We start from the raw sequence: 25195 nt of genomic DNA on the forward strand, positions 1-25195 counted from the left end.
AAATGACCGATATCGATAAGGCTCTGGCCTATGTGCGCGAAATGATTGAGTGCTCTGACGATCTGGACGGGCATGAGGACCGCGAGGACCTTCGCCGCGTCGAAACGCTGCTCATGAAGCTGGAAAGGCTGGAACGGGAGGCTTTGAGCTTTCAAGGATATCTTGATACCGCAAGGGAGGTGACCAACGGTCTTTTGGCTCAGAATAGCCTGATGCGCGACAACTGGCCGAGCGGGTTCGATTTGCCGCCTGACGTTGTTCGAAGCGTTACGTTTCAGACGCCTGCAGGTTCTTTGGCGATTGTTTCTGAGCGGCTCCGGCAGATTGAAGCAGAAGGCTGGACGGCTGCGCATGACGATGAATACGACAATTTTGAGTTGGTTTGGGCGGGCATCACTTACGCCCATCACGCCTCAATCCGCAATGACAGGGAGCGCGACAGAACGAGGCCTTCTGGTTGGCCATGGGCCGATTCTTGGTGGAAGCCCGAAGACCGGCGGCGCGACCTTGTAAAGGCCGGGGCCTTGATCGCAGCAGAAATCGACCGGCTCGATCGCGCAGCCAAGAAAGGGACGCTATCGGAGGGCAAAAGTGAAGCGGCTACCTTCCAGTTGCCTCCTGATGCCAAAGTGACTCTATCCTTGGGCGAATTGCCCTCGATCGCGCGTGAGCCTGGGGCGCGGCGTCTGCCCGTTCTCAAGGACGTCCCTGAGGTTGAATGGTCCGAGCCGGAGAATCTCGAGCTTGTACTCGATGAGGATGGCGTCAAACGCTGGATGCTTTCAACCCGCGACGGCCAAGTGCGGGTGGGGCACGATGGGCTCGTTTTGGAAATGCGCGCTGAACATTATAAGGCTGGCACGAAGCTTTGCCTTGAAGAGCCGCTGGAAGACCTTTGGAATGATCAGGAAGGCGGTGCGTCATGACCAACGATCTTCTCAGGGCAAAGCAGCAATTGGAGCGGCATGTTCTGCGGCTTCTCGCCGATGCGTATGAATCCAATCAAGACTTTTGCTATTGCACGCTCAAGACGCTGGTGACGACTGAGATCAACCGCGAGATTATCCGCGCCATTCTTATTGACCTGCGCAAGGATGATTTGGCCACCTACGCCAAAGGCCTTTGGACAGACGATGGCGAATTGGCGGGCTCTGGCTATGCCATCACGCCAGAGGGGCGCGATTATCTCCGCGCGCTGGAATTGGAGGCAGCGCAATGACCGATATGGTCTCTCGCGCAACCAATGATAAGGGAGAATTGGTTGAGTTGGTTCGTTACCCGACCGGAAATTACCGGCTATTCATAGAGGGTAAGCCGAAGGGCTTAGAAGTGGGCCGTAGGTCTGGATTCGCAGACTTAGCCTACGCCTGCCGTCCTTTGCCTGCTTCAGAGCGCCCCGCTGTTGGCCCAGAGCTTTGCTGGATAGGTGAGGGGCGTCGCTACCGTGCAGAAACCAGCTTCGGACCATACGTGCTCGAATATGAAGAAGCCTTTGGTCATGCGATGGGGCAATGGAGGCTCACCGGACCAGACGGCTGGATCTATGACGGGTTTGCAGAGCTGGAAGAGGCTAAGCAGAAGGCTTTGGATGAGTTTGCAATTCTGCTGGGTGTTGCTCCTGTCCCTGATGAGTTGCTTGCTCTGGCCAAAGACGCTTGGGCCATGGCGCAGAAGGCAAAGCGCAAATTTCCTCAGAAAGAAGGCAACACGCCGCCTCATGACAAGATCGCCGAAGAGAGCGGCGAACTGTTCAAGGCCATCATTCACTGTGCCGAGGGGCGCGATAGCCTCCAGCATGTGCGTGATGAAATGGTCGACACCATAGCCATGATTTTTCGTGTCCATCAGGAAGGCGTCAAGGCCAACGGCCTGCCGCCCGTCAAAGAGGCAGGAGAAAAGGATGCCTAAATCGCGTCGAAACAGGAATCGCACGGCTGCTCGCAAGAAAGGCCAACTGGCCGTGAGGCGTAAGGTCACCCTGCGCGCGACCAGAAAGGCGCGCAAGGGAGGTGTTTTGCTTGGGCCCGCAATAGCTCCGGCTCTTGCCTTGGCCCTGATGGGGGTAGGCGATGAGTGATCAAAAGCAAAAGCTAAAAATCGACTACAGCAAAGCACCCAAGACGCCTGAAGCAAAAGCCCATTTCGAACATTGGTGCATGGCTGAGGGGTGCCACTGTTGGGGTGACTTCGGGCTGGCAGGTCCCCAAGGCAAGGGCCAGATCTGGCTCTGTGCTGCGCACCGCGCGCAATACCTCAATGAGCTTGAAGAGAAAAAACAAAAAGAGCAGGCCAAGTGCCTGCCGCTGCCGGTCAAAGATGATCCGGATCAGGGAGGGCTGTTTTGAACATCCAACGCAAAACCATGCTTGATTATGCTCTGGCCTATGCACGGCGGGGCTATGCTGTTTTCCCTTGTCATCCCGGCCTGCCGGACGAGGACGCATTGCCGAAGAGTAAGCGCAAGGCAAAACGCCCCCTCAACACCTCGGACGTAAGAGGCCAAGGCGGATTCCATGAAGCCACGACCGATGAAGCGCAGATCCGCGCCTGGTGGGAAAAATGGCCAGATGCACTGATCGGCTGTCCGCCAGCCTCCAAAGGAATGCTGGTCGTTGATGTAGACCCTGCAGAAGGAGAAGCTTGCGAGTGGGTTGTCGGTGAGCTGGAAAAGGATCTCGGCGAGCCTCTGCCCGATGCGCCTATCGTCATCACTCAGAGCGGTGGCTGGCATATCTGGTTGAGGCGCGCGGAAGGTGTCGAGCTGGGCAACCGCAAACTTTGCAAGCGCGATCTGGTCGATGAGCATGGTGAAGTCAAAAAGGTCGGGCGGGTCGATGCGCGCTGCGACAATGGCTATGTCATCCTGCCGCCTTCGAGGCTGACCAACGGTAACACCTACACATGGCGCGATGGGGCGGACTTTGAGCCGCCTGTGATGCCGCAAAGTCTGGTGGACGCTATTGCCAAGAAAGAGGCTGTGAAGCCTGTCATGCCTGCGCCAAGCCATAATCTGGCATGGTCGGAAGATGCGGGCGACAAGGCGATTCGGCGCTATGCCAGAGGGGCACTTGATAATGCTTGTGCCGAAATGGCGCGGACAGGAACGGGCGGGCGCGGATCTGCGCTCAATGCCCACGCCTACAGCCTCGGCAAGCTGGTCGGTGCCGGTGCGCTCGATGAGGGTGAGGTGCGGCATGGGCTTGAAATGGCGTCCGACGCCTGCGGCCTAACTGGAACGGATGGCGCGCGAGAACGCGATGCCAAAATTACGCGCGGGCTGGAAGCTGGTAAGGGTGCCTGTGGTGATGTTCAATTGCGCCTTAAGGAAATCGCAGAAGAGGCAAGGCAAAAGGCTGCACGCTATCAGGGCCACACGCGCAGGGATAGCCCGTCGCCGCATGGCGGGCCAGACGCGCCCCCACCGGCCAACCCTGATGATTATGAGGGTGGTTTCGATGATGGCTCTCGGTCACCGCGAAGCGATGACCTGGCGCAGGCTGACGGCGTCGGCAACGATGCTGCCTCGCCTGAAGGGAAACACCATTCTAACGGCGATCAAGAAAAGGCAGATCCGGAAGTCGTGTCACGCTGTGCTGCTTTTGACTTGAACGATACCGGCAACGCGCAGCGGCTGTTAGCCCATTTTGGTCTCGATATCATGTCTGTGCGTGAACATGGATTTTTTCAGTGGTCCGGCACCCATTGGGAGCTGACGGGTGGCGAGGAACGTGTGGCGATCTTCGCGCAGAAGACGGCCAAGCGCATAGAGCTTGAAATCGGCCATATCCAGATGACCCCAAGGGAGCGGGAATTGATCGAGGCCGCAGTGGGGCTCGAAAAGACCGACGACATGGAGAAGGATGAAAAGGCGCGCATAGATGGTTTGCGGGCTGATGCGGCCACGGCGAAAAAGGCTTTTGAAAGCCGGAAGAACAATCGCCGCCGATTTGCGCTGTCGTCGGGCAACAACAATAAGCTGGTCGGCATGATCAAGCAGGCCGCACCCCACATCACAGTCGGGACAGAGGCGCTGGACGCGGATCACATGGCGTTCAATGTCGAGAATGGCACGTTGATTTTCCGTATTGTCGATGATCCGGATGACCCAAGCGACAGTGGGCCGCCGCGTAAAAAGCTCGATGTGGATCTGGTGCCCCATGATCGCTCGATGCTCATCAGCAAATGCGCACCGGTTGTCTATGACCCAGAGGCCAAATGCCCCAAATGGGAGGTCTTTTTCGATCATTTCCAAACCGTCGATCGGGCGCGTTTCTTGCAGGCCTATTTCGGCTATAGCCTCACAGGCCTGACCGGCGAGCAAAAACTCATCTACATGTATGGGGCAGGGGCTAACGGTAAGTCGACCGCTGTAGAGGCTCTGTGCCGCCTGCTTGGCGCTTACGCCGGTCAGCTCAACCCGGAATCTGTTTCCGGTAACGGTCAGCGGCGCGGCGATCAGGCTACGCCCGATCTCGCCCCTCTGGTTGGCAAGCGTATGGTGCGTGTCTCAGAGCTGGCCAAGGGGCAAGCGGTCAAAGAAGACCTCATCAAGGGGCTGACGGGCGGAGAACCGATACAGGCGCGCCGGTTGCATCAGGGTTTCTTTGACCTTGTTCCCATCTTCAAGGCGGTGATGAGTGGCAACGACATGCCCTACATCACCGGCACGGACTGGGGCATCTGGCGGCGGTTGCTGATTGTGCCTTGGGAAGTGACCATCACCGACGAAGAGCGCAGGCCCATGGACAAGGTGCTGGCAGAGTTCGACGCCGAGCGCTCCGGCATCCTCAACTGGTTGATCAAGGGGCTGGCCATCTATGCAGCAGAGGGCCTGAAGGTGCCGGAATCAGTCACCAGCTTGACCAACAGCTACAAGTCCGAGATGGACCCGATCCAGAATTTTATTAACGCCTGTGTCGAGCATGTGCCGCCGCCTGAGAAGGAAGGTGACCCTGTCGCCGAGGTGACAGGTGCGGCCATGTACAAGGCCTATGAGACATGGTGTCGGGCCTCTGGTGTGAAGATATTTTCGGCCACGCTGTTTGGACGCGAGTTGCCAAAGAAGGGGATAGAGAAGGTCAATGGACGCATTCGCAAATACATCAATGTGCGGGTCAAGCTGCCCGATGAGATCGCTTATGAAGACGAATTCCCGACAGGGCAAAACTCCTCCCGCACCCACCACGATTGATGGGCTGCACGCCAAATGTGAACGCTCGCGGGCCGATTTGTGCGCAATGGTGCGAGGGTTTGGCGAGGGTAGCGCGAGGGTTTGGCGCAAACTATCGCAAGAATTATGCGCGTTTTTTCAGCGGCTTATCGACTGTGTGCGAGGGTTGCGAGGGTTTCGCGCGCGTATGTGTGTATGAGGGGTGAAAGGGGTATCCCGATTAGTGAAGGCTTTTCACACGGTAAGTTGTCTCAAACTATCGCAACCCTCGAAAGAGGGTCTTTAACACACTGAAATCTAATCGAAAAATTGCCGCGAGGGTTTTAATTTTAACTATCGCGCTACCCTCGCAACCCTCGCAAAGGGGCCAAGAGGGCAAATCAACCGCAGAAAGGGCAAGAGCATGGCAATCGGATTGGCGCAGAGCAGGACTTACAATCTTTCCATCAAGTTTGACCGCGACGAAAAGGACGTGGCGAAAGTGGGCTCGCTGTTCGACCTGCTCGAATGGACCTACCGCATCCAGCGCGTCTATCAGGATGGCGACACCATTGACGACCGACGCTATCTGGTCGGCGGCAACCCGCTGGCCTCGCTTGAGCGCCTGCATCTGCTAGGCTGTCAGGTGGATGGCGGCGGTCATTCCATCAGCGACCCGCACCCGGACGCGCTTGCCGTGCATGATCTGGTCTGTGATCTGGCTTCCCTCAGTCTTGACGGGCAAGTGGCCGCTGGCCTCATCGTTGAACATGCCCGCAATGGCCGTGTGCCAGAGCGGCCAGAGCTTGAGGGCGGATCGGTCACGCCGGTCTATGGTCGCGGCGGCGCGGTGCGGATGGTTTATCACGATTGGCAGACCGGCGAACGGCTGGCCAAACGGTCGGGCCGGAAGGTGCGCGGTGCTGACGGGCGGCTTTGTCGTGTGGGGCAAGCGTGCGAGCTGACTTACAGCCAGGCATGCGAGTTGAACCTCTATCTAATGGAGCATTTTGACCTCTGGGCCGTGGGCCTCAGCTACATCGCAGGCAATCTCCACAGGGTGAAGGGCTGGAAAGTGCAATCCTATCAATGTCCTGCCGAGGCAAGCCACACCAAACCCGCCGCCAGATTGAAAAAGCGTATTGACTTGGACCTCGCTATTTGACAAGCTGACAGCGAACAAAAAACCGCCCCGATGGATAACCCCGTCGAGGGCGGTTTTCTTTTGGCTGCCTTTTAGGTGAGTGTGATGCTTGAACAAAGATGGTCTGACCCGTCGGCGATCCGAAAGTTTGATGGGATCGTCAAATCTCTCTCCGATGATCAGGCCAAACTCGTCGGCGTTCGTGCGGTAAACCATGCAGGCGCTAAGACGAAAACCCAAGTGATCCGTACACTGACGAAGCAGACTGGTTTGAAGCGAAAGGACATCGTACCGGCTGTCAAACCGCAAAAGGCTAACTTTTCTCAACTGGCTTATGTCATGAAGAGCATAGGCGGTGATGTTTCCCTGAAGAAATTTGATCCCAAAGAGACCGGGGAAGGGGTTGTCGCCAAGCCGTTTGGAAAGAGAACGCTTTACCCCGGCGCGTTTATGAAGTCAGGCGCACCATGGGAGGGGCGTGCAATGTCGCCGAAACTGCACGGCAGCGTGTTCCATCCAGTCTGCAACGGAGGGTGGGGGCAGAAGATCGAGAAGTCCAAGTCCGGTGTTGTGATCCCTGCCGAGATGATCAAGGGAGCTACCGCCGATACCTTCAATCGGACGTCTGGTCCCGCGCTTCAGGCCCGCCTCGAGCATGAGCTCAAGCGCCTCCTGCTGTGAAACGCTCCCGTGAAACAGTAGGGACCGTATAACGACCCCAGCCCCAGACGGGGCGGGAACCGCCCGAGATTTCAGTAGTAGGCTGGTTTTCAAGCGATACACGCTTTGCACAAATGCACATGTTTCGGGTGCACGCTTGCACATGTTTTTGATTTGGCAGATGAGGCGGATGGAATGGATGAGGACTGGATCTCCATAACGGATGCCGCCAAGCGGTTGACCAAGGCGGGGGATGCCGTCACCCGTTCGACCCTGTCGCGCTATTTGGACAAGCATTCCGATGCGCTCCCGACCAAGAAGGATGGCCGCAGCAATCTGGTTGATTATGTGGTTTTGCGTCAGCACCGAAAAGAGAATATCCGGATTGATGTTGCGTCGGCTTCGCAGGCTATGCCGCAGGGTGAGGGTGTTCCTGACGCGGCCGCAGGGGCGCCGCCGTCCGGAAAGTCGTCTTCCAATTTTCAAGGCTCTCGGGTTGATGGGGCCTCTCGCAAGGCGCAGGCCGAAGCCGAACTCAAGGAAATGGATCTGGCCGAGCGCCGCGCACAGCTAACACCGACAGGTGAAGTCGATCGGGCTGGGCGTGATGCAGTCGCTTTGATGCGCAGCGCCTTCGAGCGGTCTGTTGAGGGTGAAGCGGCCATGCTGTCGGTCAAATATGGCTGGGATGAACGGACTGTGCGGCTGGCGCTCAAGGGGTTCGCCCGCGTCGGACTTGATGCTTTTCACCGGGTATTACTCAAACGAGTGGATCAACTATCCCGCAAGCCGCTGGATGGCGACACCGAACAAGAGGCTGAGATTGAAGCTGAAACGAAGGGAGGCTCAATCGAAGATGTTGAGCCATGAGCTATCATGACACGCGAGACCTGTTTCCGGAGCTTCCGCTTGGGGAGATGGTTCTTTTTTCCGGTTTGGTTGAGGCAACAAGGCCGGTTGAAGATCTGACGATCAGTGAATGGGCCGATCGATACAGGATTGTTTCTTCGGAATCCGGCTCTCCATGGCCGGGCCAATTCAAAACCGATCGTGTTCCCTATCTACGCGAACCTCAGGATTGCTTGCACCCGGATCATCCTGCTCGCCGCGTTGCTGCCAGATGGGCGGCGCAGTTAGGTAAGTCTACCGCGATTGAAAACTGGTTCTGCTTTATCGTTGACCAGGCGCCGGGCTCGATGATGATCACTCTGCCGACTTTGGAAGAGGCAACCAAATTCAACCGGATCAAACTGCAGCCGACGATTGATGCAACACCTCGGGTGGCTCATAAGGTCGTGCCGGTCAATAGCCGAGACGAACAGTCTTCGACCACCTTCTACAAGCGATTTGCAGGCGGGTTTGCCCAGATCGTCAATGCCGGATCATCCAAGGGCCTGCAGATGGTTTCCATCAAGTATCTGGCCATGGATGAGGTGACCGGATATCCGAAGGATGTGGACGGACGCGGATCGCCAAGGGATCAGGCGCGTGCGCGACAGAAAATGTTTGGTGACCTTGCCAAGGAATGGCAGGGCTCGACTCCGGGTGTTGTCGGGGAATGCTCGATTACTGCTGATTTCGAAGCTGGTGATCAGCGTTACCTCTATGTTCCCTGTCCTCATTGTGGTTGCTATCACGCTCTGGAATTCGAGCAATTCCGGCCCGCCGATCATGAGCAGAATTTGCCGGTTCACTTTCGCTGTCCGTCTTGTGACGGGGTGATTGTTGACGGGCATAAAACAGGACTGTTGGCGGAATCCCATTGGATTGCACGGCGCGTTCGTGATGGAGAGGCGAAGGTGCCGACCGTCATCGAACCGGAAGACCTGATGAAGTGGAAGTGCCCACCTTGTGAAGGTCGGTGTCGTGATTGGCAGCCAAGCTATCATTTATGGGCAGCTTACGCCCCGAAAGAAAAGTTCGCTGAAATCTGGCGTCGATGGGAAGAGGCCCAAGGCGACACGACCAAGATGCGTGTGTTTTCGCAGCAGGATCTGGCGGAACCTTATGAACCGGGCTCGACCGAGCTTGATCATGAAAAGATTGTTGAGGCAGCGCGGCTCGATGCGTTCCCGTCTCTCGTCATTCCGCGTGAGGCGGCCTTGTTGGTGTCCGCTGCCGATATCCAGACTTATGGTATCAAGTGGGCCTGTCTGGCGATCGGGCCAAACAATCAGCGATGGGTCATTGACAGAGAGGTCTTTGAAGGGCCTCCGGACAAGGTGGATGACCCATGGATTGCTTTGTCCGATGCTTTGGGGCGGCGCTACTCTGGTGCGGGCGGTTTGGAAAGACCTATTGATCTTTCCGGCGTTGATTCCGGCTATTCCACACAAAGGGTTTATCGCTTTTGTGCTGGGCGCCCGAATGTTTATGCCTTGGATGGGCGGCAGAAACAGGCGGTTGCCTGGTTAGGCACCCCAACCAATCAGGCCATTCTTGACGAGTATAAGCGCAAGCTTGCCAGCGTTCAGCTGTATCCGGTCAACGAATATGACATCAAGACCGAGGTCATGGCTGGCCTCGCCAATCTGATTGATGGCAAGGATGCCGGTGGGCGTTGGCCCCGCAATGTCCTGCATCTTTGTCCTGAAATTTGCGATGAGCGTTTTGTTCAGGAACTGACCGCCGAGAGATTGGTGGATCCGGAAGAGGAACTGCGCAATGCGGTCAATCGGCGTGCCCGGAACCTGATCAGCCCGAAAGCCAAACGTGAATGGAAAAAGATTGGCGGTCGCAAGAATGACTGGTTTGACGTGATTGTCTATTCGCTTGCCCTCGGTTGGTATCTGGAGACAAAGCGTAGGCTCAATAATGACCGTTGGGCGGAGCTGCTTCTGGATGTTCATGGGCAACCGGCACCAGATGATCTGTTTTCGGTTGCTGAGAATGATCCGTTTTTCAAGAAGTCACAAGGCACGGTCTCGCTGGCCGAGCTTTCCAAAAAATTGAATGGCTGACCCATGACCCGAACTGTACCGGATTTTCCGCGCCAGAGCGCTTTTCCCGTTGGCGGCACAAGCCCTCAGGCGGGATACTTGCGTGATACCGGAACGGGGCCAGCCTTTTTCATGGGTGGTCCTCCGATCCGGGATATCTCGGAAGACGTTCGGCAGGCGTGGACACCGGCAGCAGCCCGGACCATTGAAGCCTTGCAGAATAATGGTTGGATTGCCGGTGGTGTCGAGGCCGCCATTTCAACAATTATTGGAACCGGCCTCAAGCTGAATGCAAAGCCGGACGCCGAACTGCTTGGCATGACCGCCAGCGAGGCGTCAGCTTGGGCGCGCCGTGTTGAACAACGCTATGAGGCTCGTTGCCGGAACAAGTTTGAATGCGATGCCGGAGGGCGATACAGCTCGGGACAGATGGAGGCGGCGCATCTTCGGCAGTATTTTGCGACCGGTGAAGGGATCTCGCAATATTTGATGATTCCCCGCGCCGGTATTGAAAGCCGCACGCGGGTTCGCCTTTTGCCTTCCCATTGGCTCAGTCGGGACAGTTCCCTTTGGGAGCGTCTGCATCAGGGTGTCCGGCTGGACAACCATGGCGCGCCCGTTTCCTACAAATTCAGGATCAAGGATGAGCGCGGCACAGAGAAAGATGTCGAATATCGGGCTCGCGACCGGTTTGGCCGTCCTATCATCAATCACATCATGGACGGGCTACCCGGTCAGGTGCGTGGCATCACGGTTTTCGCTCCGGTTTTGAAAACAATCCGCGATTTTGACCGTTTGACCGGTTCTACGCTGGCAGCGAGTTTCCTGCATGCGATGTTTGCCGCAACGATCGAGAGCGATTATCCAACAGAGGATGTGCTCAATGCGATTGGTGGTGAGGTTCCTTTTGGCGGATTTCTCTCTCAGCTTGGCGAGTATCACAAGAATGTCGATATCAAGCTTGGCGATTATGGTCGCATTCCTCATTTGTTTTCTGGTGAGCGGCTCAATCTGCAAGGTTCGAAATATCCCAATGCCAATTATGAGGCGTTAGCGAATTTCCTGCTGCGCGAGATCGCCCGCTGTCTCGGGTGCCTGTTTGAGGATTTGACCGGTGACTATCGCGGGGCGAGCTATTCATCAATCCAGAATGGCATTGCGAAGATGTGGCCCATCACGCTTTACCGGCGTCAGCATATCGCGATGCCTTTCAAGCAGGCCGATTATGAGGCTTGGCTTGAAGAGGATATCGATGCTGGTAGGACGCCGTTTCCCGGAGGGCTTCGCGGATTTCTGGCAAACAAAGCTGCGGCTTGCAAAGCTGACTGGCGCGGGCCACCCAAACCGGTTGCCGATGAGCTCAAGGCCGCGCGTGCAGATGAAATCTATTACAATCTCGGGGTCAAAACCCAAGGGCGCATTGCTGCGGATCGAGGGGATGATATCGAGGATGTGCATGAAGATTTGGAACGCGAACAGCAGAGTCGTGAGCGACATCATTTGCCGCATCCGGGCGAACGTTCCGAAGAAACCCAGACCACGACCGACAAGGCGATTGATGGAGAAAGGGATGAGCCATGAGTTCCATCTTTGACGGCATCGACATGAGTGATCCTTGCGCTGTCTGGCCAAAGCTGCAGCAGGTATGTGATCGCCTGCTGGCCGGTGAAATGGTCGTCAAGGCGCGGTTTGGCGATGACGAACGGGAATGGCAGCGCGGCAATCTGTCGGAGTTGCGCAAGCGGATCATCGAACTGAAAGCGGAATGTGCACGCAAGAATGGGGCACCTCCCGTTCGACGCGCCTTCCGGTATGGGTGACGATATGTCAATTCTGAAGCCGAAGCTTTTCGGTGAAATCTTCGATACTCCTCTGATGATCCATCCGGGCAAGGCCAAGTCGGCAATGGTCGGCCTTGGCGGCAGGATTGTTGATGGTGGTGTCGTCTTTTCTGCTGATGGCATTGATGCTGTCGATCACTGGGTCGATCCGCAAGCCGGATTGCTGGTTGATCGACAGGGCCATCGGATGGAGCGGGACGGGCGCTTGCCATTTGATATGGTGAACGGGGTTGCTGTCATTCCGATCGAGGGAACTCTGGTCCACAAAGGAGCCTTTATCGGGCAGAGCTCCGGCGAGACCTCTTATCAGGGGATCCAGACCCAGATTAATCTGGCCGCCAAAAGCCGTGAGGTGAAAGCTGTCGTTTTCGAGATGGATAGTTATGGCGGGCAAGTGGCTGGCGCTTTCCAGACAGCTGAAATGATCCGTCGTTTGTCCGCGATGAAGCCGACTATGGCCATCCTCACAGATTTTGCCTATTCGGCAGGGTATCTGCTCGGTTCGCAGGCCCGCAAAATGGTTATGCCGCAACATGGTGGGGCGGGTTCCATTGGCGTGATCACCATGCATGCCGACTTCTCCCGACAAATTGAGGAAATGGGCGTTTCAGTAACCATTCTTGCTGCGGGAGAGCAGAAGGCGAAAGGCAATCCCTACGAACCGCTCGATGATGCGTATGTCGCTGCCACTCGCCAAGAGTTGGAAGGCATGCGGCAAAGCTTTGCCGAGGCGGTTTCCCTAGGTCGCCAAGGCCGGATCAGCAAGGCTGACGCCTTGAAAACAGAAGCAGGTTGTTTTGACGGCAAAGAGGCCAAAAGACTTGGCCTTGTTGATGCTGTTGGCAATCCAATTGACGCATTTGCCGAGTTCGTCGCGGCAGTCAACCGGGCGCGATAGCCCATCAATCAGGAGCACAAGATGACAAATTCTAGTCTGGCTGCTGTAGCGGGGGCTGCAGCGGCACAAATGGGTGTGTCTGAATCAACGCCAACCCCGCCAACCGGTCAGCCTGAAGCGGCTACGGCTGCAGAGATTTCTGCAGCTGAAGACCGTGGCTGGAAAATGGGCGCCGAGGCAGAGCGTGAGCGTTTCATGACGATTTTTACCTCTGACAAGATCAGCGGCAACTCGGCACGCATGAGCCATGCCATGGATCTGGCCACCAGTTCTCCGGACATGTCGGCAGACAAGATTGTCGAGATGACAACCAAACATGTTGCCGTGGATGGTTCCAGCAATGCCGGACTGTCTCTTGATGATCGGGCTTCTGACGCAGATCCCCTCGGGGCGGCTGAGGGCCAGCCTGGTGGCGAGGTCAAAGGTGGCATCGATACGGCAGCCATCTATGCCAAGCATAACGGCAGTCACTGACCGGTCGGTCTTTTCTCAATCACATCTGGTTTTGCACTGACACATTGCGCATAGGCAGTGAGTCGGTGCGGCTTCTGGCGTCGGCATCAGGCGCCTTGCCCGAAAGGTAAGTTGAAATGACAGTTTTTACAGAGCCGGTCCATGCCGGTGAACATCTGGTGAGTGAAGCCAATGGCAATCGCTCCCGCTCAGTCAAGACCATCACCGGTGGCGATTTCACTGCTGCGACTGTTTTGGGGGAAAGCAAATTCTCTTCTGCAACGGCCACTGCCAATGATGGCAATACCGGCGATGGCACAGTTTCGGCTGTTACCCTTGGCTCTGATGCCAAGGTTGGCAGCTATCTGGTGAATTTCACAGCTGCAACCGAATTCAATGTGGTTGATCCCGATGGCTTTCAGTTGACCAAGGGAACGGTCGGAGAAGCCTACAGTGACGATCTTGAATTCACGATCACTGCAGGTGCCACGGCCTTTGTTGCCGGAGACGGCTTTGCAATCGAGGTTGCCGAAGGGACGGGAAAATGCACTCAGCTTGCCCTTGCTGCCAGCGATGGCACTCAGGTGGCTAGTGCTGTGCTGTTCGCTGGTGCCCTGGCCGATGCTGCTGACGTGGAAGCCACGGTGCATGATCGCGATTGCGAGGTGAATGCGCATGTTCTGGTCTGGCCGGATGGCATCACTGATGAACAGAAAGCGACGGCGATTGATCAATTGGCCGATAGCGGCGTGATCGTTCGCGAATAGTCAGCCTCACAGGAAACAGCAATTCGGGGATCTACCCGATCATGAAAGGAGGGCGAGATGCCCGAACTTATGCTTGATATCTTCAATGGCGATGCTTTTGGCGCAGCCACAATGACTTCCTACGTCAACATGAATGTGCCCTTCGTGCCTGGTTTCCTTGGCAGTTTAGGGCTCTTCTCTGCTGAAGGTGTTTACACGACCACTGTTGCCTTTGATGATGAGAATGGCAATCTGAGCCTCATCCCTACCAGTCCGCGCGGCTCTGCTCCGGGCCAAGCGTCTAAGACCAAGGGCAAAACCAGACATATCGATACTGTTCGTCTGGCGCGTGAGGCGCAGATTACCGCTGACGAGATTGCCGGAGTTCGCGTCCTTGGTACCGGGAATCAGCTGCAGACAGCTGAGCGTCTGGTCTGGAAGCGCATCGAGGGGCCGGTCGGACTTAAGGCTGAACTCAGTTTCACCCGTGAGCATATGTATCTGGGTGCGATTGATGGTCTTGTCTATGATGCAGATGGGACGACCGAACTGTGGAACTACTTCTCTCTCTATGGGGCAAACCGGCCTGCAGCAGTCAATTATGAACTGTCGACGGCAACGTCCGAGACCTCGATCATCACAGACACCTGCATGAAGAAGCGCAGATTGATGGTAAAGGCCCTCAACGGTTTCAATCTGTCTGGAGCGGTGACCGTCAATCTCTGTGGCGATAACTTCTTTGACGCCATCTACAACAACAAGGAAGTTGTTGAAGCGCGCAAACTTGCGGCGACGGGTAACATGGATGCGCCGGAGATTATTTCCGCGAATAAAGCTTATTCCAGTTTCCGTTATGCCAACGAGATCTGGGTGAACTATCGCGGCGATGATGGTGGCAAGGTTTCGGTGCCGACCAATGAAGGCCGCTCGTTTGTGATGGGCGTACCGGGGCTGTTTATGGAGTATTTCGCTCCGGCAGATACTTTCGAATTCGTCAACACGGAAGGCCTTCCTTCCTACGTGTTCCAGCGTAAAGAACGTCAGACCGATTCAATGCGTGTCTTTGAAATTCAGTCGAACCCTCTGACAATGTGTCTGCGTCCATTGCACATGCGTAGGCTAACAAAGTCATAAGGTTGGTTTCTGCCTGCTACTGAGGAGGCCTCAATGCCCGTCATTCTCTCTGCAAGTGATATCCGCAGCCAAATGGCTGCTGAGAATGACGGGGATCTGGCTGAACCTATCCGCCTGTTACCGCAGACGGGTGGCGCTTCTGATGCCACGCGGGGTGTTTTTGAGTTTTATGGTCTTTTGCGTGTCGGGCAGGTGGGGCCGGAGCGCATCGGCGAAAGCTACAAGTGGGAAAGCTGGATTGAGGCTGGAAAAGCCCGATTAGCCGTTGCGCGCGATGGCTATCAAGGACCGGAATTGAGACAGGGTGATTTGATCGTGGCGCTTGCTCGCTCCGGTGAGCCGGTCTGGCGTATCGAGACCCTGAATGATCGGCACTATTCCCGCATTATTTGTGAATTATCGGAGGCGTCATGAGTCTGGTTATGCTTGCTATCAGTACTTGTCTCGCCAAAGCGTTGACTGACAAGACCCTTGCAGGATCACGCATTCTGGAAAGTGATCCTACAGCATTGCGCACCAATCCTGATGGCACGGTGGCGACAGAGGCTGGTGGCCCTTTTATCTCTCTCTTTGTTCATGCAGGGAAGGGGCAGTCCAGGGCGGGTTTTTACGCCAACGGTAAAGTGGATATCATTATCGAAAGTGGTGTTACGCTTGCCATGTGGCATACGGACAAAGAAACAGGCGCTCGTACATGCGAGGGTGTCGGTTTTCTGCCGACTTCGGCCAGCATGGAGCGAATGCTTGATCTGATGCATCGCCAAATTGTCGATGCCATGTCATCGCAAAGCGTCTGGGCCGTCTTGCTGCGGGCATTTTTCACATCTGCTCCGGACTTTGAGCGGGCAGGAATCGCCAGCGCAGAAAATGGACAACGACTTGCCGCCCGGCAAGTCAAATTCAGTCTCGATGTTGTTGACGATCCGGAGTTGCAAGATCTGGATGAATTCTATGAGGCTAGAGATAGTGAAGAGGAAAGTGTTCCGGAGCCGGTAGCTCCCTTTTCCCGCTTCTTGTTGCTGCTTCATTCGAGTGAGGATGGGCAAGATCAGGCACTTGTAACCGAAATTCTGGAAGTGCTGGAAGGCGGTACGCTTGATTGGGCCACTATGGCCGAGCAGATGGGCTTCTCATACACGGATATGGCTGCCCTCGGTGCCGGTCCTTTGGATTGGAGTAATTCCGACCAATTGGCCGAGCAGGGATTGCTCAACGGGACGTCTGTTACGCAGGAAGAGTGACTGGCATGGATAGCCTCGTCGGAATGAAAATCGATATAGAGATGCTCAAGAGCGTATTGGGGCAATCTCTTAAAGTGGGTACGGTCGCCAAACTCGATGCCGACAAGGGGTATCGGATCGCTCTTGGTGAGGATGACGATGGGGATGAATTTCTCTCTCCATGGATGCCTCATCCGGAAACATCGAAAAGTTCGGTTCCGCTGGAGGAAGGGCAGACCGTCGGCATTATCGCCCCGAGTGGAGACTTGAGCCAAGGCGTTTTGATAAGGGGCGGCTACAGCAAGGGCAAAGAAAGTCCAAATAGTGATCTGGCCGCAAATGTCTTCAAGGATGCTGGCGTTACTGTAACCGTTAAATCTGGTGCACTAAGAATTGAGACCAACGGTGTGACCGTTGTGATCTCTGGCAGCGGTTTTGCGGTTGAAGGCGGTGGAGTGACCCATAACGGGGTCAATATTGGTGACGACCACAAGCACACGGATGTCGTTGCTGGCCCGGATTTGACTGGTCCGCCGCAAGGGTAGTTTTTCTCTCTATCAAATTGGAATTTGTTATGGCGCTTCAGAGATACAAGGCAGCCAAAGGCCTTTCTGTGGTTGGTGGTGAGAAGGTTGTGCGCGGCTATGTCAAGATGAGTGAAGAGCGTGCGCGCTATCATATCGCGCTCGGGCGGCTGGGTTTGCCCAAGGGCAGCAAGAAAAAGGTCGTTGAATTGACGGAGAACTCAACTGCGGAAGCCCCCTCGGAGGAAAGCTGACGATGGTAGGGATTTGCAAGGAAACCGGCGCGGTGCTCGATGGGCTGCAGTCTTCATTGCAAGGCGTTGTCGACATTCTCAACACGCGTTTGCGGTCGGTTCTGATGTTGCGTGAATATGGCGCGGGTGGTCCTGAACTGCTTGGCCGGAACCTGACGGTGTCGCTGCTGGCCATGTATCGCCAATTGGTCTGTGTTTCCATTGATCTATGGGAGCCGCGTCTAAAGGTTCGAACCATCAGCTTTTCAGGCACTGCGGCAGAATTCAAGAACGGGATTGTCGGTATTTTGATTGAAGCGGATTACCGACCAGGCGCATTGCAGGACCCTCCCGACTATACGGTGGATCAGACCGTTTCATTTTCTTTGCTCAATAGCGATGGCAGCCTCGTCGTCTCTTCCTGACGGCCAATTTAAAGTGAGATATCCAGATGTCGAAATTTGTGTCACCAGACCTCTCGGCTCTGGGCGAGCTTCCTTTGGACGATGTTGATTTTGAGAGTGAGCGTGCGCGTCGCCTCGACTTGATGGTTGAGGCCTTTGCCGCTTTCGATCTTGAGTATGACGAGACTGACATCGAGCATAATCCGGTCAATAGAGCGATTGTGCGGGCTGGGGCCTATAATGATGTGCATGAGTTGCAGCAGATCAATGAGGCCATACAAAAGCTCTCGATCACGTCCAGCAACGAAGATGCACTCGAACATATCGCAGCGACATATTATGGCATTTCTCGGCTGGTCTCGACGGATGAGGATGGAAACGAAGTCAAGGAAGACATCGAAGACTTCCGTGATCGTATTCTCTTGGCGCCGGAGGCATTTTCAACGGCAGGCCCTGAAGGCGCTTATGCCTTTCATGCGTTGGAACTCGACGGTGTTGCAGATCTGTCTGACGTGGCTGTCTACAGCGCAGAGGACGGGGCGACCTACTCGGCGGATGTGCTTTTTGCTGATGCCTATTCAGCGGGGGATAGGGCGACCGAATTTGCGGATCGCGATACTGGCGATCCGGTGAAACCAGCCGAGGTGCTGATTGTTCCCCTGCCAACGATTGATTATGGAGATTGTGACCAGTCGCTGCTTGATCGCGTCTATGCGGCTGTGACGGCCAAAGATGTGAGGCCGATTGGCGATTGCGTGCGTATCGAGGCTCCTGAAATTGTTCCCTATCAGGTGGAAATGGTGATCCATTGTGCGCCGGGGGCGGATGCAGAACTACTGGTCTCTGAAGCCGAGACGGCCTTGACGACCTATACGACCAAACGGCGCAAGGTCGGAGTCGTTGCTGAACTCTTGGGCATCGGTGGGTGCGGCTATGTGACCGGCGTTGAATCGGTCACTATGACCAGTCCGACAACTGATGTTGGAGGCGGGCGTAAGCAGGCACCTTATTGCACATCGATCACTGTGACTGCCGAGCAGACTGCGGGGCGTTGGGATGACTGATTTCTCTAACGCAGAGCTCGTTGCTGTTGCCAAGCCAATAGCAGAATCTTTGCTTCCTTCGGAGACATCAACAGATCTGATGTATGCCTGGCTGACGATTGAGCTGGCGGCTCTGTTGCGTCATGAGCCTGAAGTGATAGCGACAATTTGGGATCCGGACGCTTGCCCGGCATCCCTGTTGCCTTGGCTTGCTTATGCGCTCAGCGTTGATGTCTGGGACAGCTCATGGTCTGAGGCGCGCAAGAGGGCGGTGATTGCAGCCAGCCCGATGGTGCATCGGCTTAAGGGCACCTTGGCCTCCGTCGAAAATGCCCTCACGGCGATGGGGCTCAGTGCCACGCTCACTGAGTGGTGGGAAACAGATCCGATCGGGCAGCGCGGCACCTTCGATATCACGATCCACTATCCCGAGGAAGCTGCCGAAGATGAGGTGCTGATCAGCGAAAAGCAGGTCACGCAATCCTTGCAGTCGGTGCGCGCTACCAAGCCGAAAAGCCGGACCTTTGACTATCGGGTCTTGCTGCCCTTTGAGCAGGAGTTTGGCCTTGCAGGTGTGACTTCTGTTGCGGTGCCTCTTGTGATCAATGGGCTGCGCGATAAGACGATCACGCTTGATTGCCCATTTGGCTTGCCCGGCTCAACGATGGTTGCCGGTTTGCTGGCGATCGAGGGCGAGCAGGATCTCACCATTGTTGCAAAGGCCGATCTGGCGACCGCTGGCGCTGTTTCCGTTTCCGGTGTTTTGACGATTGAGGGAATTCCTTTGGGCTTTACTTCCAATTTGCTTGGCGAAGATGGCGCACCGCTCTTGGGTAGCGATGGCGCGCAACTCTATGGGTATAACTGATGACCATCACATCCATGACGATGATTATTACCGAAGCCGGACGGGCCGCTGCCGTGAATGCAGCCGATGCAGGCTTATCGATCAAGCTCACAAAGATGGCGGCTGGTTCCGGAGCGGTAGAGCCAACAGAGGCTAGCACTGCGCTCACTACGGAAGTGGAGAGGGTCGAAATCACATCTGCCGTGCAGATTGATCCGGCCACCCTGCAGCTTGGAGCATTGCTGCAATCGAACCTTGTTTATCGTATTCGCGAGATCGGCTGGTTTACCGAGGATGGCACGCTGTTTGCGATTGCCTACCGCTCAAGCGGCATTGTCGAAAAGGCCGCTGATATTCCTTACCCGGTTCAGTTCAATCTCGATCTGACCGGGCTTCCGGAAGAGAGCGTGACGGTTGATGTCACGCTGAATCTTGACCTTGCCTTTCTCGGACCACTCGCCGCCCAGGCCACCAATCTGGCGGGGCTCACCATGCGTCAAATCGATCAGGAAATCAGGGTGCGCCAACTTGAAGGCAAGCCCACAGCAGGAATGGAGACTGTTATCTAATGGCTACAGTAACGGAACGGCTTGAAGCTGCTGCTGCGGCGCATGAAGCCGCAGCGACACAGTTGTCAGCTTTGCTTGGCGCGCTGGAAACAGCAAAGATCGTGCATCGCGTCTATACAACATCGGCAACATGGCAAAAACCGGCTGGTTTGCGCTTTCTGAAAGTGACGGTGACCGGTGGCGGCGGTGGAGGCGGCGGCTCGGGCGATGCCTTGCGTGAAGCCGGAAACGGTGGAGGCTCCGGCGCGACTGCAATCAAATTCTATGATGAAGCCGCTGTTGCCGCTCTGGCCGATAATGTGGCCATTACCATCGGGGCAGGAGGCGCTGGCGGCACAGGTGGCGATTTCGAAGTGGATGGCACACCGGGCGATCAGGGCGGAGCCAGTTCGTTTGCGACTTTATCCGCAGGCGGTGGCAATGGTGGTGGATGTGGCCGACCTGCGCTTTTACGCGGCCAGATCGGCGGCTCTGCCACTGGTGGGGATCTTAATCTCAGCGGCGGTTGCGGTGGCTCCATGACTCTTGGTGATGACCTGGTAAACGAATCCGATGTGTTGGCCGGTAACGGTGCCAGCTCCTATTGGGGTGGCGGCGGACGCGGCGGCGCGGAAGGTAGTCTGGGCAGCGATGGCGGCCCCGGACGGTCCTACGGCGCTGGCGGCGGCGGTGCTGCCTATGGCAGCGCGGCGAGCACCATTCCCGGTCTGAATGATGGCGGGGATGGCTCTGATGGTGTGGTTGTTATCGAGGAGATTTACTGATGCGGGTGCTTGTATCGGATGGGCTGACCATCACAAATATCGTTGTCCTGGAAGACGGGGCGGCTTTGCCTGCCGGGCAGTTCGCTGCCGATGATTATGCTGGTGCGGCCATCGGCACGCCGATCATTGGCGGTGTGCCGGTTCCCAAGCCGGGGGCTGACTATGAGCTGGTTGATGGCGCATGGCTGCAGGTGGAAGACTTTGCCGCGACCATGCTGGCCGCTGCGAAAGAAGAAGCTGATGCCTCGATGCTTTCTGCTTTGCGGCGCATGTCTACCGATCTCAGTCTGGAGCTGCTGATGGATAGCGATTTGCAGACAGCGACCGCGACGGCCACGGCAGCCATCAAGGCAGACTGTGTTGCTGCCGTGGAGGCGGCAACAACCCGTGCAGAGGTTACTGCTGCACTGTCGGCTCTTTATGCCTCGATTGCGGAGATCAAGTCCGCTGTTGCTGCGGCAGACACTGACGCGCTGGCGGCGCTTGCTGCCTGATAGAAATTTGTAGGGTGGTGATATGACAGATCCTCGATTGATTTCTGCTTCTGATCTTGTCACCCAGATTAACAATAGTCTGGGTGGCGTGGCCACAATCGATCAGGTCGGCCTTGCGGCTGTTCTGGAACGTTTGTTTGTCAGCGGCGAGTGTGACTATGCTTCGCATAGCGATCTGCAAGCATCGGAGGTTCCTGCTGATCGGAGCTATGTTTCTATCGCGACCCCGATTGGCAAACTTGTGTTGCAACGTGATGTTACTGGCGAGGCAGCAACTTCGGCGGATGGCGTTAAATGGGCTCCGTTCGGTGAGCCCTATCCGCATCATTTTGGTGCGTTGGGAAACAATGTGAATGACGACACCGCTGCGCTCAATGCCTGGATGGTTCATCTCAGACAGAATGAACTGATGGGGCGCTTGCCTGCGGCAAACTACCGGACGACAGACGCGCTGGTGGCAACCGGTGGAAGTCTGCAAACGCGCTGGGGTATCCTTGGTGATGGCAAGCGGGTAACGCGTATCCGGCCTGACTTTTCCGGCGCTTCCAAAAATGTCATAGAGCTGCTGCAGGAAAAATCCAATGTGCAGTTTTCCGGCTTTTCCATCCAGCCCCATGACAATCAGCCTGATGATGCGATCAGCCCTGTCGGGTTGCATTTTGGTCGACTGGGCAACAGTTGGCTGACCGATATCGGCTTTTATCAGCTCAATAACAGCTTTTTGCGCACGGCACGCCTTGCCAATCTTAGGGGGCAGGATATTGAGAGTTGGAGCTGCGGGGTTGATTTTTCCTTCAAGGATACAACGGGCATCCTCTTCACTTTGTCCGGGGCGACCTTAACGGCAGACGCGGATATTTTCGACGCGGAAGATGTCGGTAAAACCTTCATTCTCAACAGCGCGGGCTATTATGAGGATGGTGTGGTGTCTGGGGCGGCGGGTGGTATTCCTGTTCTGGCCAAATACCAGATCACCGCTTTGTCGGGCGCGCGTTCTGTCACGGTGAACGGGGCCTATCTTCAGGATGCGGCGAATGTGTCTGGCTACTTCGGGCCTCCTCGCATCGCTTCAGGAAGTGGGACGACGCTGATCGCAGACCGCTCCTGTTTTTCCGATGCGCATATTGGCTTGCAGATCTGGGTCGCCAACCCGCTTGCTGCAGACAGGGTGGAAATCGTAACCATTGAGGAGGTGACAGACGGCTACACGATTGAAGTGGATAGCGCGGTCAGCGGTCTTATCGTAGATCAGGAGTTTGCCGTCTGTGTTGTCGATATCAGTGACCCGGATATGAGCGTCGGCGGGAATGACTATCTGTTCCGCAACATGCATATCGAGCATTATTCCGGTGTTGCGCTGGGCGTTCATCGTCATACGCTGGGGCGCTTCTCGGAGTGCAAGTTACATGGTGAGGTCTATAGCAATGAAGGGGCCAGTGTCGCGCACATGTGGCATTCAATCTCTGGCGCCGATTGGGAGGGGTCCTGTTTTCTGGATCGCTCGCCTGTTGGCGATGCGCAAGTGCGCTTCTTTGATCAGAAAGGGCAGGATTGGCATTTTGACCGGCTGATCTCGACCTATATTCTCAATCAGACAGTGTTCAAGCTGGGCGCATTTGAAACGGTGAGTGGTTTGCTCGGCCATGTCTCGGTCGGGTCGGCCTATTTCCGGTCTAACTATGAAAAGGCAAAGATGCTGACGCATCTGGTCGAGGATGCCAATGATCCGTCACGGCTGGATTTTATGGGCGCAATCACCACCCAGATTGGCGAGGAAAATCCGGTGGCAACATTGCCCGAGCGTGTGCAGTTCGGGCGGGATGGCGTTGCCTTCTCATATGAGGAAGGAGAATACACTCCGTCTTTCTCAGATGACAGCGATAACACCGTGACCATCGAAGAGAAGACCATCTACTGGCGCAAGGTCGGCAATCAGGTGACGGTCTATTTTAACTTCACTAACAACATCGATTTGTCTGCTTTGGTCCAGACTGACGAACTGCGGATCAATCTGCCCTTTCCGGTAGATATGCACGCATTCGCTCCGGTTCTGATGACCGGAGGCCCAATCGGAAACTATATCTTATGGGCTCGACCCAGCTACAGCCACGCAAAGTTCAAAGACCCGGCTGACGGCCTCAATATGGCGGTGTCGGAGTTTACTTCCGGCGCAACTGATCTGATTGGTTGCACGCTCACCTACGCGACCACTAGCTAATCGCCAGACACTCTGGCCCTCACCCTCAAACCACCCGCTGCGGCTTGCCGTATGCGGGATTTTTTATGTCCAACCATAAGGAGCAGATGCAATGTCGGCGCCAACTTTTGGGATGCAATTTGAGCGTTCTACCGACGGCACCACCACTGTTTTGGATCCTGACTTTTCCAAAATTCTGGTGATCGAAACCTCAGAAGACGCGTCGGCGTCTGAATTTCCTCTTGATACGCCTGTCGCCATTGATAGCGGCGACAGTGCTGCGCTGGAGGCATTGGGAACGGGGCTGCTATATGATGCGATCACCGGCATCAATGACCAGCTGACAAGCCTTAATTCCAGCGCTGATGTGACTGTCGTGCGCGTTGCCGAAGGGGCAGACACGCTGGAAACATGCTCCAATATCGTCAATATCACCGACGCGCTTGACGAGATCCCTCCTGCGGTCAATCGCACGCCAAGGATTGTTCTTGCCGGGCGTACAGCATGGCGGGCCGATGAGGATACGGCAAACCCGGTGATCACCTCGCTGGAAAGCAATCTGGGCAACATTCTGGCGATTGCGCCGGTCGATGTGGATGACACCACGGCAGCTTTGGCGATCGATGCGCGGGAAGAAATGTCATCCGAGCGTGTCATGCCGATCGGCATCGCGGGCAAAATCTACAAAGGCACCGAGCTGGTTGAGCGTCCGCTTTCTCCGATGGTGGCGGGTTTGTTTGCACGCGTTGATAACGAAAATAGCGGTAAGCCATTCAACCCGATTGCCAACCGGTTCCTTTATGGGCTTTCCGGTCTGTCGCGGAATGTCAAATTCAGTCTGCTGAATGGGGCAACCGAAGGGCAGCAGATGCTGGCGAGCAATATTTCCATTGCGGTCAAGGGCGAGACTGGCGTGGACGGATCTGTCAGTGATGGCGGGTATGTCTTTATCGGCACGGATAATGCCCAGACCAGTGGCCTGTTCGAGCAGATCCATCAGGTGCGCGGCATGGATTTTCTGACCGTCAAGATGATGCAGATCACCCAGCAGTATCTTGGCAAGGCCATCACCAAATCGATGATCGAAGCATGGATCAAATCGATCGCTTTCATGCTGCGCGACCACAAGGCCGCTGAGGATATCATCGGTTACACCAAGATGAGCGACATGTTCAAGGCGGCTGAGAATAGCGCAGAGCAGATCAGTCTTGGCACTCTGAAGCTGGATATCGGCATCGAACCTTGCCCGGTCTTCAAGCGGGCTGATCATGAGATCCGCCGCTACTCATCTGCGCTTGACGGTCTCGTCGAAGACGTCATCGCTTCACTCTCTACCAGCTCGTAAGGAATTTGGGTCATGGCACAGCAAGAACTCTATGCTTTTCAGGCGAGTGACGTGCGCAACACGGCTGACCCTGATGTCAGCCGGGCAAACATTATCAGCACGGTCGCAATCCCTGCGCTCAAGCGCAAGACGGTTTCGGTTTCGTCTGGCGGCGCGGCGGGGGATGTCAATTTCGCGATGCCGCAAATTGAAGCGCCAGAGCCGAAATTCGGGACGAATGGCCCCGATCCTGCAATTTTCGCCGGCATGGCGAGCGCTGATCAGTGGACCTTTGCGGGGGCCTTCAAAAAGAAGAATGGCGTCATGGTTCCGGCCAAGGCGATCATTGAGGGCGTCATTACTGAATGGGAGCCTGATGAGCAGACCCCCGGCGAACTCATGAAATGCAGCCATGTATTCCAGGAGGTGACACACTATGAGTTTCTGCTGGAAGGGGATGAGCTGTTTTACTTCGACTGGTATGAGCGCGAGATCCGCATCGCCGGTGTTTCCCTGATGGGTGACATCAACTCGGCGCTCGGGATCTAGGCTCCGCACAACCCTATCGGAAAGGCCCTGCCGCAGTGATGTCTGCGTGCAGGGTTTTGCTTT

29 protein-coding genes are annotated in these 25195 nt (G+C 55.8%); all 29 read left to right on the forward strand.

What is annotated here, in order from left to right:
- The first annotated feature begins 2 nt into the window (after window positions 1-2).
- The 29 genes from ACKPCT_RS03110 (at window position 3) to ACKPCT_RS03250 (ending at window position 25132) form a co-directional block, all read left to right on the forward strand.
- Window positions 3-926, forward strand: coding sequence for a hypothetical protein (locus ACKPCT_RS03110; protein ID WP_319568357.1), 924 nt, complete (start codon window positions 3-5; stop codon window positions 924-926).
- On the forward strand, window positions 923-1219 hold the full coding sequence (locus tag ACKPCT_RS03115) for a hypothetical protein (protein ID WP_319568358.1): 297 nt from the start codon (window positions 923-925) through the stop codon (window positions 1217-1219). The genes ACKPCT_RS03110 and ACKPCT_RS03115 overlap by 4 nt, the downstream gene beginning before the upstream one ends.
- Window positions 1216-1908, forward strand: coding sequence for a hypothetical protein (locus tag ACKPCT_RS03120; RefSeq protein WP_319568359.1), 693 nt, complete (start codon window positions 1216-1218; stop codon window positions 1906-1908). The genes ACKPCT_RS03115 and ACKPCT_RS03120 overlap by 4 nt, the downstream gene beginning before the upstream one ends.
- Complete coding sequence (locus ACKPCT_RS03125) at window positions 1901-2077, forward strand: hypothetical protein (RefSeq protein ID WP_319568360.1); 177 nt, start codon at window positions 1901-1903, stop codon at window positions 2075-2077. The genes ACKPCT_RS03120 and ACKPCT_RS03125 overlap by 8 nt, the downstream gene beginning before the upstream one ends.
- On the forward strand, window positions 2070-2345 hold the full coding sequence (locus ACKPCT_RS03130) for a hypothetical protein (protein WP_319568361.1): 276 nt from the start codon (window positions 2070-2072) through the stop codon (window positions 2343-2345). The genes ACKPCT_RS03125 and ACKPCT_RS03130 overlap by 8 nt, the downstream gene beginning before the upstream one ends.
- Window positions 2342-5191, forward strand: coding sequence for a phage/plasmid primase, P4 family (locus tag ACKPCT_RS03135; RefSeq protein WP_319568362.1), 2850 nt, complete (start codon window positions 2342-2344; stop codon window positions 5189-5191). The genes ACKPCT_RS03130 and ACKPCT_RS03135 overlap by 4 nt, the downstream gene beginning before the upstream one ends.
- Before the next feature lie 382 nt (window positions 5192-5573).
- Complete coding sequence (locus tag ACKPCT_RS03140; RefSeq protein WP_319568363.1) at window positions 5574-6314, forward strand: hypothetical protein; 741 nt, start codon at window positions 5574-5576, stop codon at window positions 6312-6314.
- A gap of 84 nt (window positions 6315-6398) precedes the next feature.
- Window positions 6399-6974: a hypothetical protein gene (locus ACKPCT_RS03145; protein ID WP_319568364.1), complete on the forward strand. Its 576-nt coding sequence runs from the start codon at window positions 6399-6401 to the stop codon at window positions 6972-6974.
- A gap of 174 nt (window positions 6975-7148) precedes the next feature.
- Window positions 7149-7823 (forward strand): hypothetical protein, encoded by a 675-nt coding sequence (locus ACKPCT_RS03150; protein ID WP_319568365.1) that lies wholly within the window; start codon window positions 7149-7151, stop codon window positions 7821-7823.
- On the forward strand, window positions 7820-9913 hold the full coding sequence (locus tag ACKPCT_RS03155; RefSeq protein WP_319568366.1) for a terminase gpA endonuclease subunit: 2094 nt from the start codon (window positions 7820-7822) through the stop codon (window positions 9911-9913). Before ACKPCT_RS03150 ends, ACKPCT_RS03155 begins: the two co-directional genes overlap by 4 nt.
- A 3-nt stretch (window positions 9914-9916) precedes the next feature.
- Complete coding sequence (locus tag ACKPCT_RS03160; RefSeq protein WP_319568367.1) at window positions 9917-11473, forward strand: phage portal protein; 1557 nt, start codon at window positions 9917-9919, stop codon at window positions 11471-11473.
- Window positions 11470-11712 (forward strand): hypothetical protein, encoded by a 243-nt coding sequence (locus ACKPCT_RS03165; RefSeq protein ID WP_319568368.1) that lies wholly within the window; start codon window positions 11470-11472, stop codon window positions 11710-11712. Before ACKPCT_RS03160 ends, ACKPCT_RS03165 begins: the two co-directional genes overlap by 4 nt.
- Window positions 11713-11716: 4 nt before the next feature.
- Window positions 11717-12631: a S49 family peptidase gene (locus tag ACKPCT_RS03170; protein ID WP_319568369.1), complete on the forward strand. Its 915-nt coding sequence runs from the start codon at window positions 11717-11719 to the stop codon at window positions 12629-12631.
- A 21-nt stretch (window positions 12632-12652) separates the two neighbouring features.
- Window positions 12653-13105 carry a hypothetical protein gene (locus ACKPCT_RS03175; protein WP_319568370.1) on the forward strand — a complete coding sequence of 151 codons (453 nt, stop codon included), beginning with the start codon at window positions 12653-12655 and terminating at the stop codon, window positions 13103-13105.
- A 116-nt stretch (window positions 13106-13221) separates the two neighbouring features.
- On the forward strand, window positions 13222-13851 hold the full coding sequence (locus ACKPCT_RS03180; protein ID WP_319568371.1) for a head decoration protein: 630 nt from the start codon (window positions 13222-13224) through the stop codon (window positions 13849-13851).
- Between the two features lie 57 nt (window positions 13852-13908).
- Window positions 13909-14964 (forward strand): major capsid protein, encoded by a 1056-nt coding sequence (locus ACKPCT_RS03185; protein WP_319568372.1) that lies wholly within the window; start codon window positions 13909-13911, stop codon window positions 14962-14964.
- A 33-nt stretch (window positions 14965-14997) separates the two neighbouring features.
- Window positions 14998-15378 carry a hypothetical protein gene (locus ACKPCT_RS03190; RefSeq protein ID WP_319568373.1) on the forward strand — a complete coding sequence of 127 codons (381 nt, stop codon included), beginning with the start codon at window positions 14998-15000 and terminating at the stop codon, window positions 15376-15378.
- Entirely contained in the window at window positions 15375-16205 is an 831-nt protein-coding gene (locus ACKPCT_RS03195; protein WP_319568374.1) for a hypothetical protein, read from the forward strand. Before ACKPCT_RS03190 ends, ACKPCT_RS03195 begins: the two co-directional genes overlap by 4 nt.
- Before the next feature lie 5 nt (window positions 16206-16210).
- Window positions 16211-16729: a baseplate assembly protein gene (locus ACKPCT_RS03200; protein ID WP_319568375.1), complete on the forward strand. Its 519-nt coding sequence runs from the start codon at window positions 16211-16213 to the stop codon at window positions 16727-16729.
- Between the two features lie 29 nt (window positions 16730-16758).
- Window positions 16759-16962, forward strand: a complete 204-nt coding sequence (locus ACKPCT_RS03205; RefSeq protein WP_319568376.1) for a hypothetical protein — start codon at window positions 16759-16761, stop codon at window positions 16960-16962.
- A 2-nt stretch (window positions 16963-16964) separates the two neighbouring features.
- Window positions 16965-17366, forward strand: coding sequence for a GPW/gp25 family protein (locus tag ACKPCT_RS03210; protein WP_319568377.1), 402 nt, complete (start codon window positions 16965-16967; stop codon window positions 17364-17366).
- Window positions 17367-17392: 26 nt separating this feature from the next.
- Window positions 17393-18409: a baseplate assembly protein gene (locus ACKPCT_RS03215; protein ID WP_319568378.1), complete on the forward strand. Its 1017-nt coding sequence runs from the start codon at window positions 17393-17395 to the stop codon at window positions 18407-18409.
- Window positions 18402-19256, forward strand: a complete 855-nt coding sequence (locus ACKPCT_RS03220; RefSeq protein WP_319568379.1) for a phage tail protein I — start codon at window positions 18402-18404, stop codon at window positions 19254-19256. The genes ACKPCT_RS03215 and ACKPCT_RS03220 overlap by 8 nt, the downstream gene beginning before the upstream one ends.
- Window positions 19256-19804, forward strand: coding sequence for a phage tail-collar fiber domain-containing protein (locus ACKPCT_RS03225; RefSeq protein WP_319568380.1), 549 nt, complete (start codon window positions 19256-19258; stop codon window positions 19802-19804). Before ACKPCT_RS03220 ends, ACKPCT_RS03225 begins: the two co-directional genes overlap by 1 nt.
- Window positions 19804-20568 (forward strand): glycine-rich domain-containing protein, encoded by a 765-nt coding sequence (locus ACKPCT_RS03230; RefSeq protein ID WP_319568381.1) that lies wholly within the window; start codon window positions 19804-19806, stop codon window positions 20566-20568. The genes ACKPCT_RS03225 and ACKPCT_RS03230 overlap by 1 nt, the downstream gene beginning before the upstream one ends.
- Entirely contained in the window at window positions 20568-21062 is a 495-nt protein-coding gene (locus tag ACKPCT_RS03235) for a hypothetical protein (protein ID WP_319568382.1), read from the forward strand. The genes ACKPCT_RS03230 and ACKPCT_RS03235 overlap by 1 nt, the downstream gene beginning before the upstream one ends.
- Before the next feature lie 22 nt (window positions 21063-21084).
- Window positions 21085-23280 (forward strand): hypothetical protein, encoded by a 2196-nt coding sequence (locus tag ACKPCT_RS03240; RefSeq protein WP_319568383.1) that lies wholly within the window; start codon window positions 21085-21087, stop codon window positions 23278-23280.
- Window positions 23281-23371: 91 nt separating this feature from the next.
- Window positions 23372-24604, forward strand: a complete 1233-nt coding sequence (locus ACKPCT_RS03245; protein ID WP_319568384.1) for a phage tail protein — start codon at window positions 23372-23374, stop codon at window positions 24602-24604.
- Window positions 24605-24616: 12 nt separating this feature from the next.
- Window positions 24617-25132, forward strand: coding sequence for a phage major tail tube protein (locus tag ACKPCT_RS03250; protein ID WP_319568385.1), 516 nt, complete (start codon window positions 24617-24619; stop codon window positions 25130-25132).
- Window positions 25133-25195: the final 63 nt, after the last annotated feature.

Source organism: Cohaesibacter marisflavi, from assembly GCF_963665895.2.
Taxonomy (GTDB): domain Bacteria; phylum Pseudomonadota; class Alphaproteobacteria; order Rhizobiales; family Cohaesibacteraceae; genus Cohaesibacter; species Cohaesibacter marisflavi.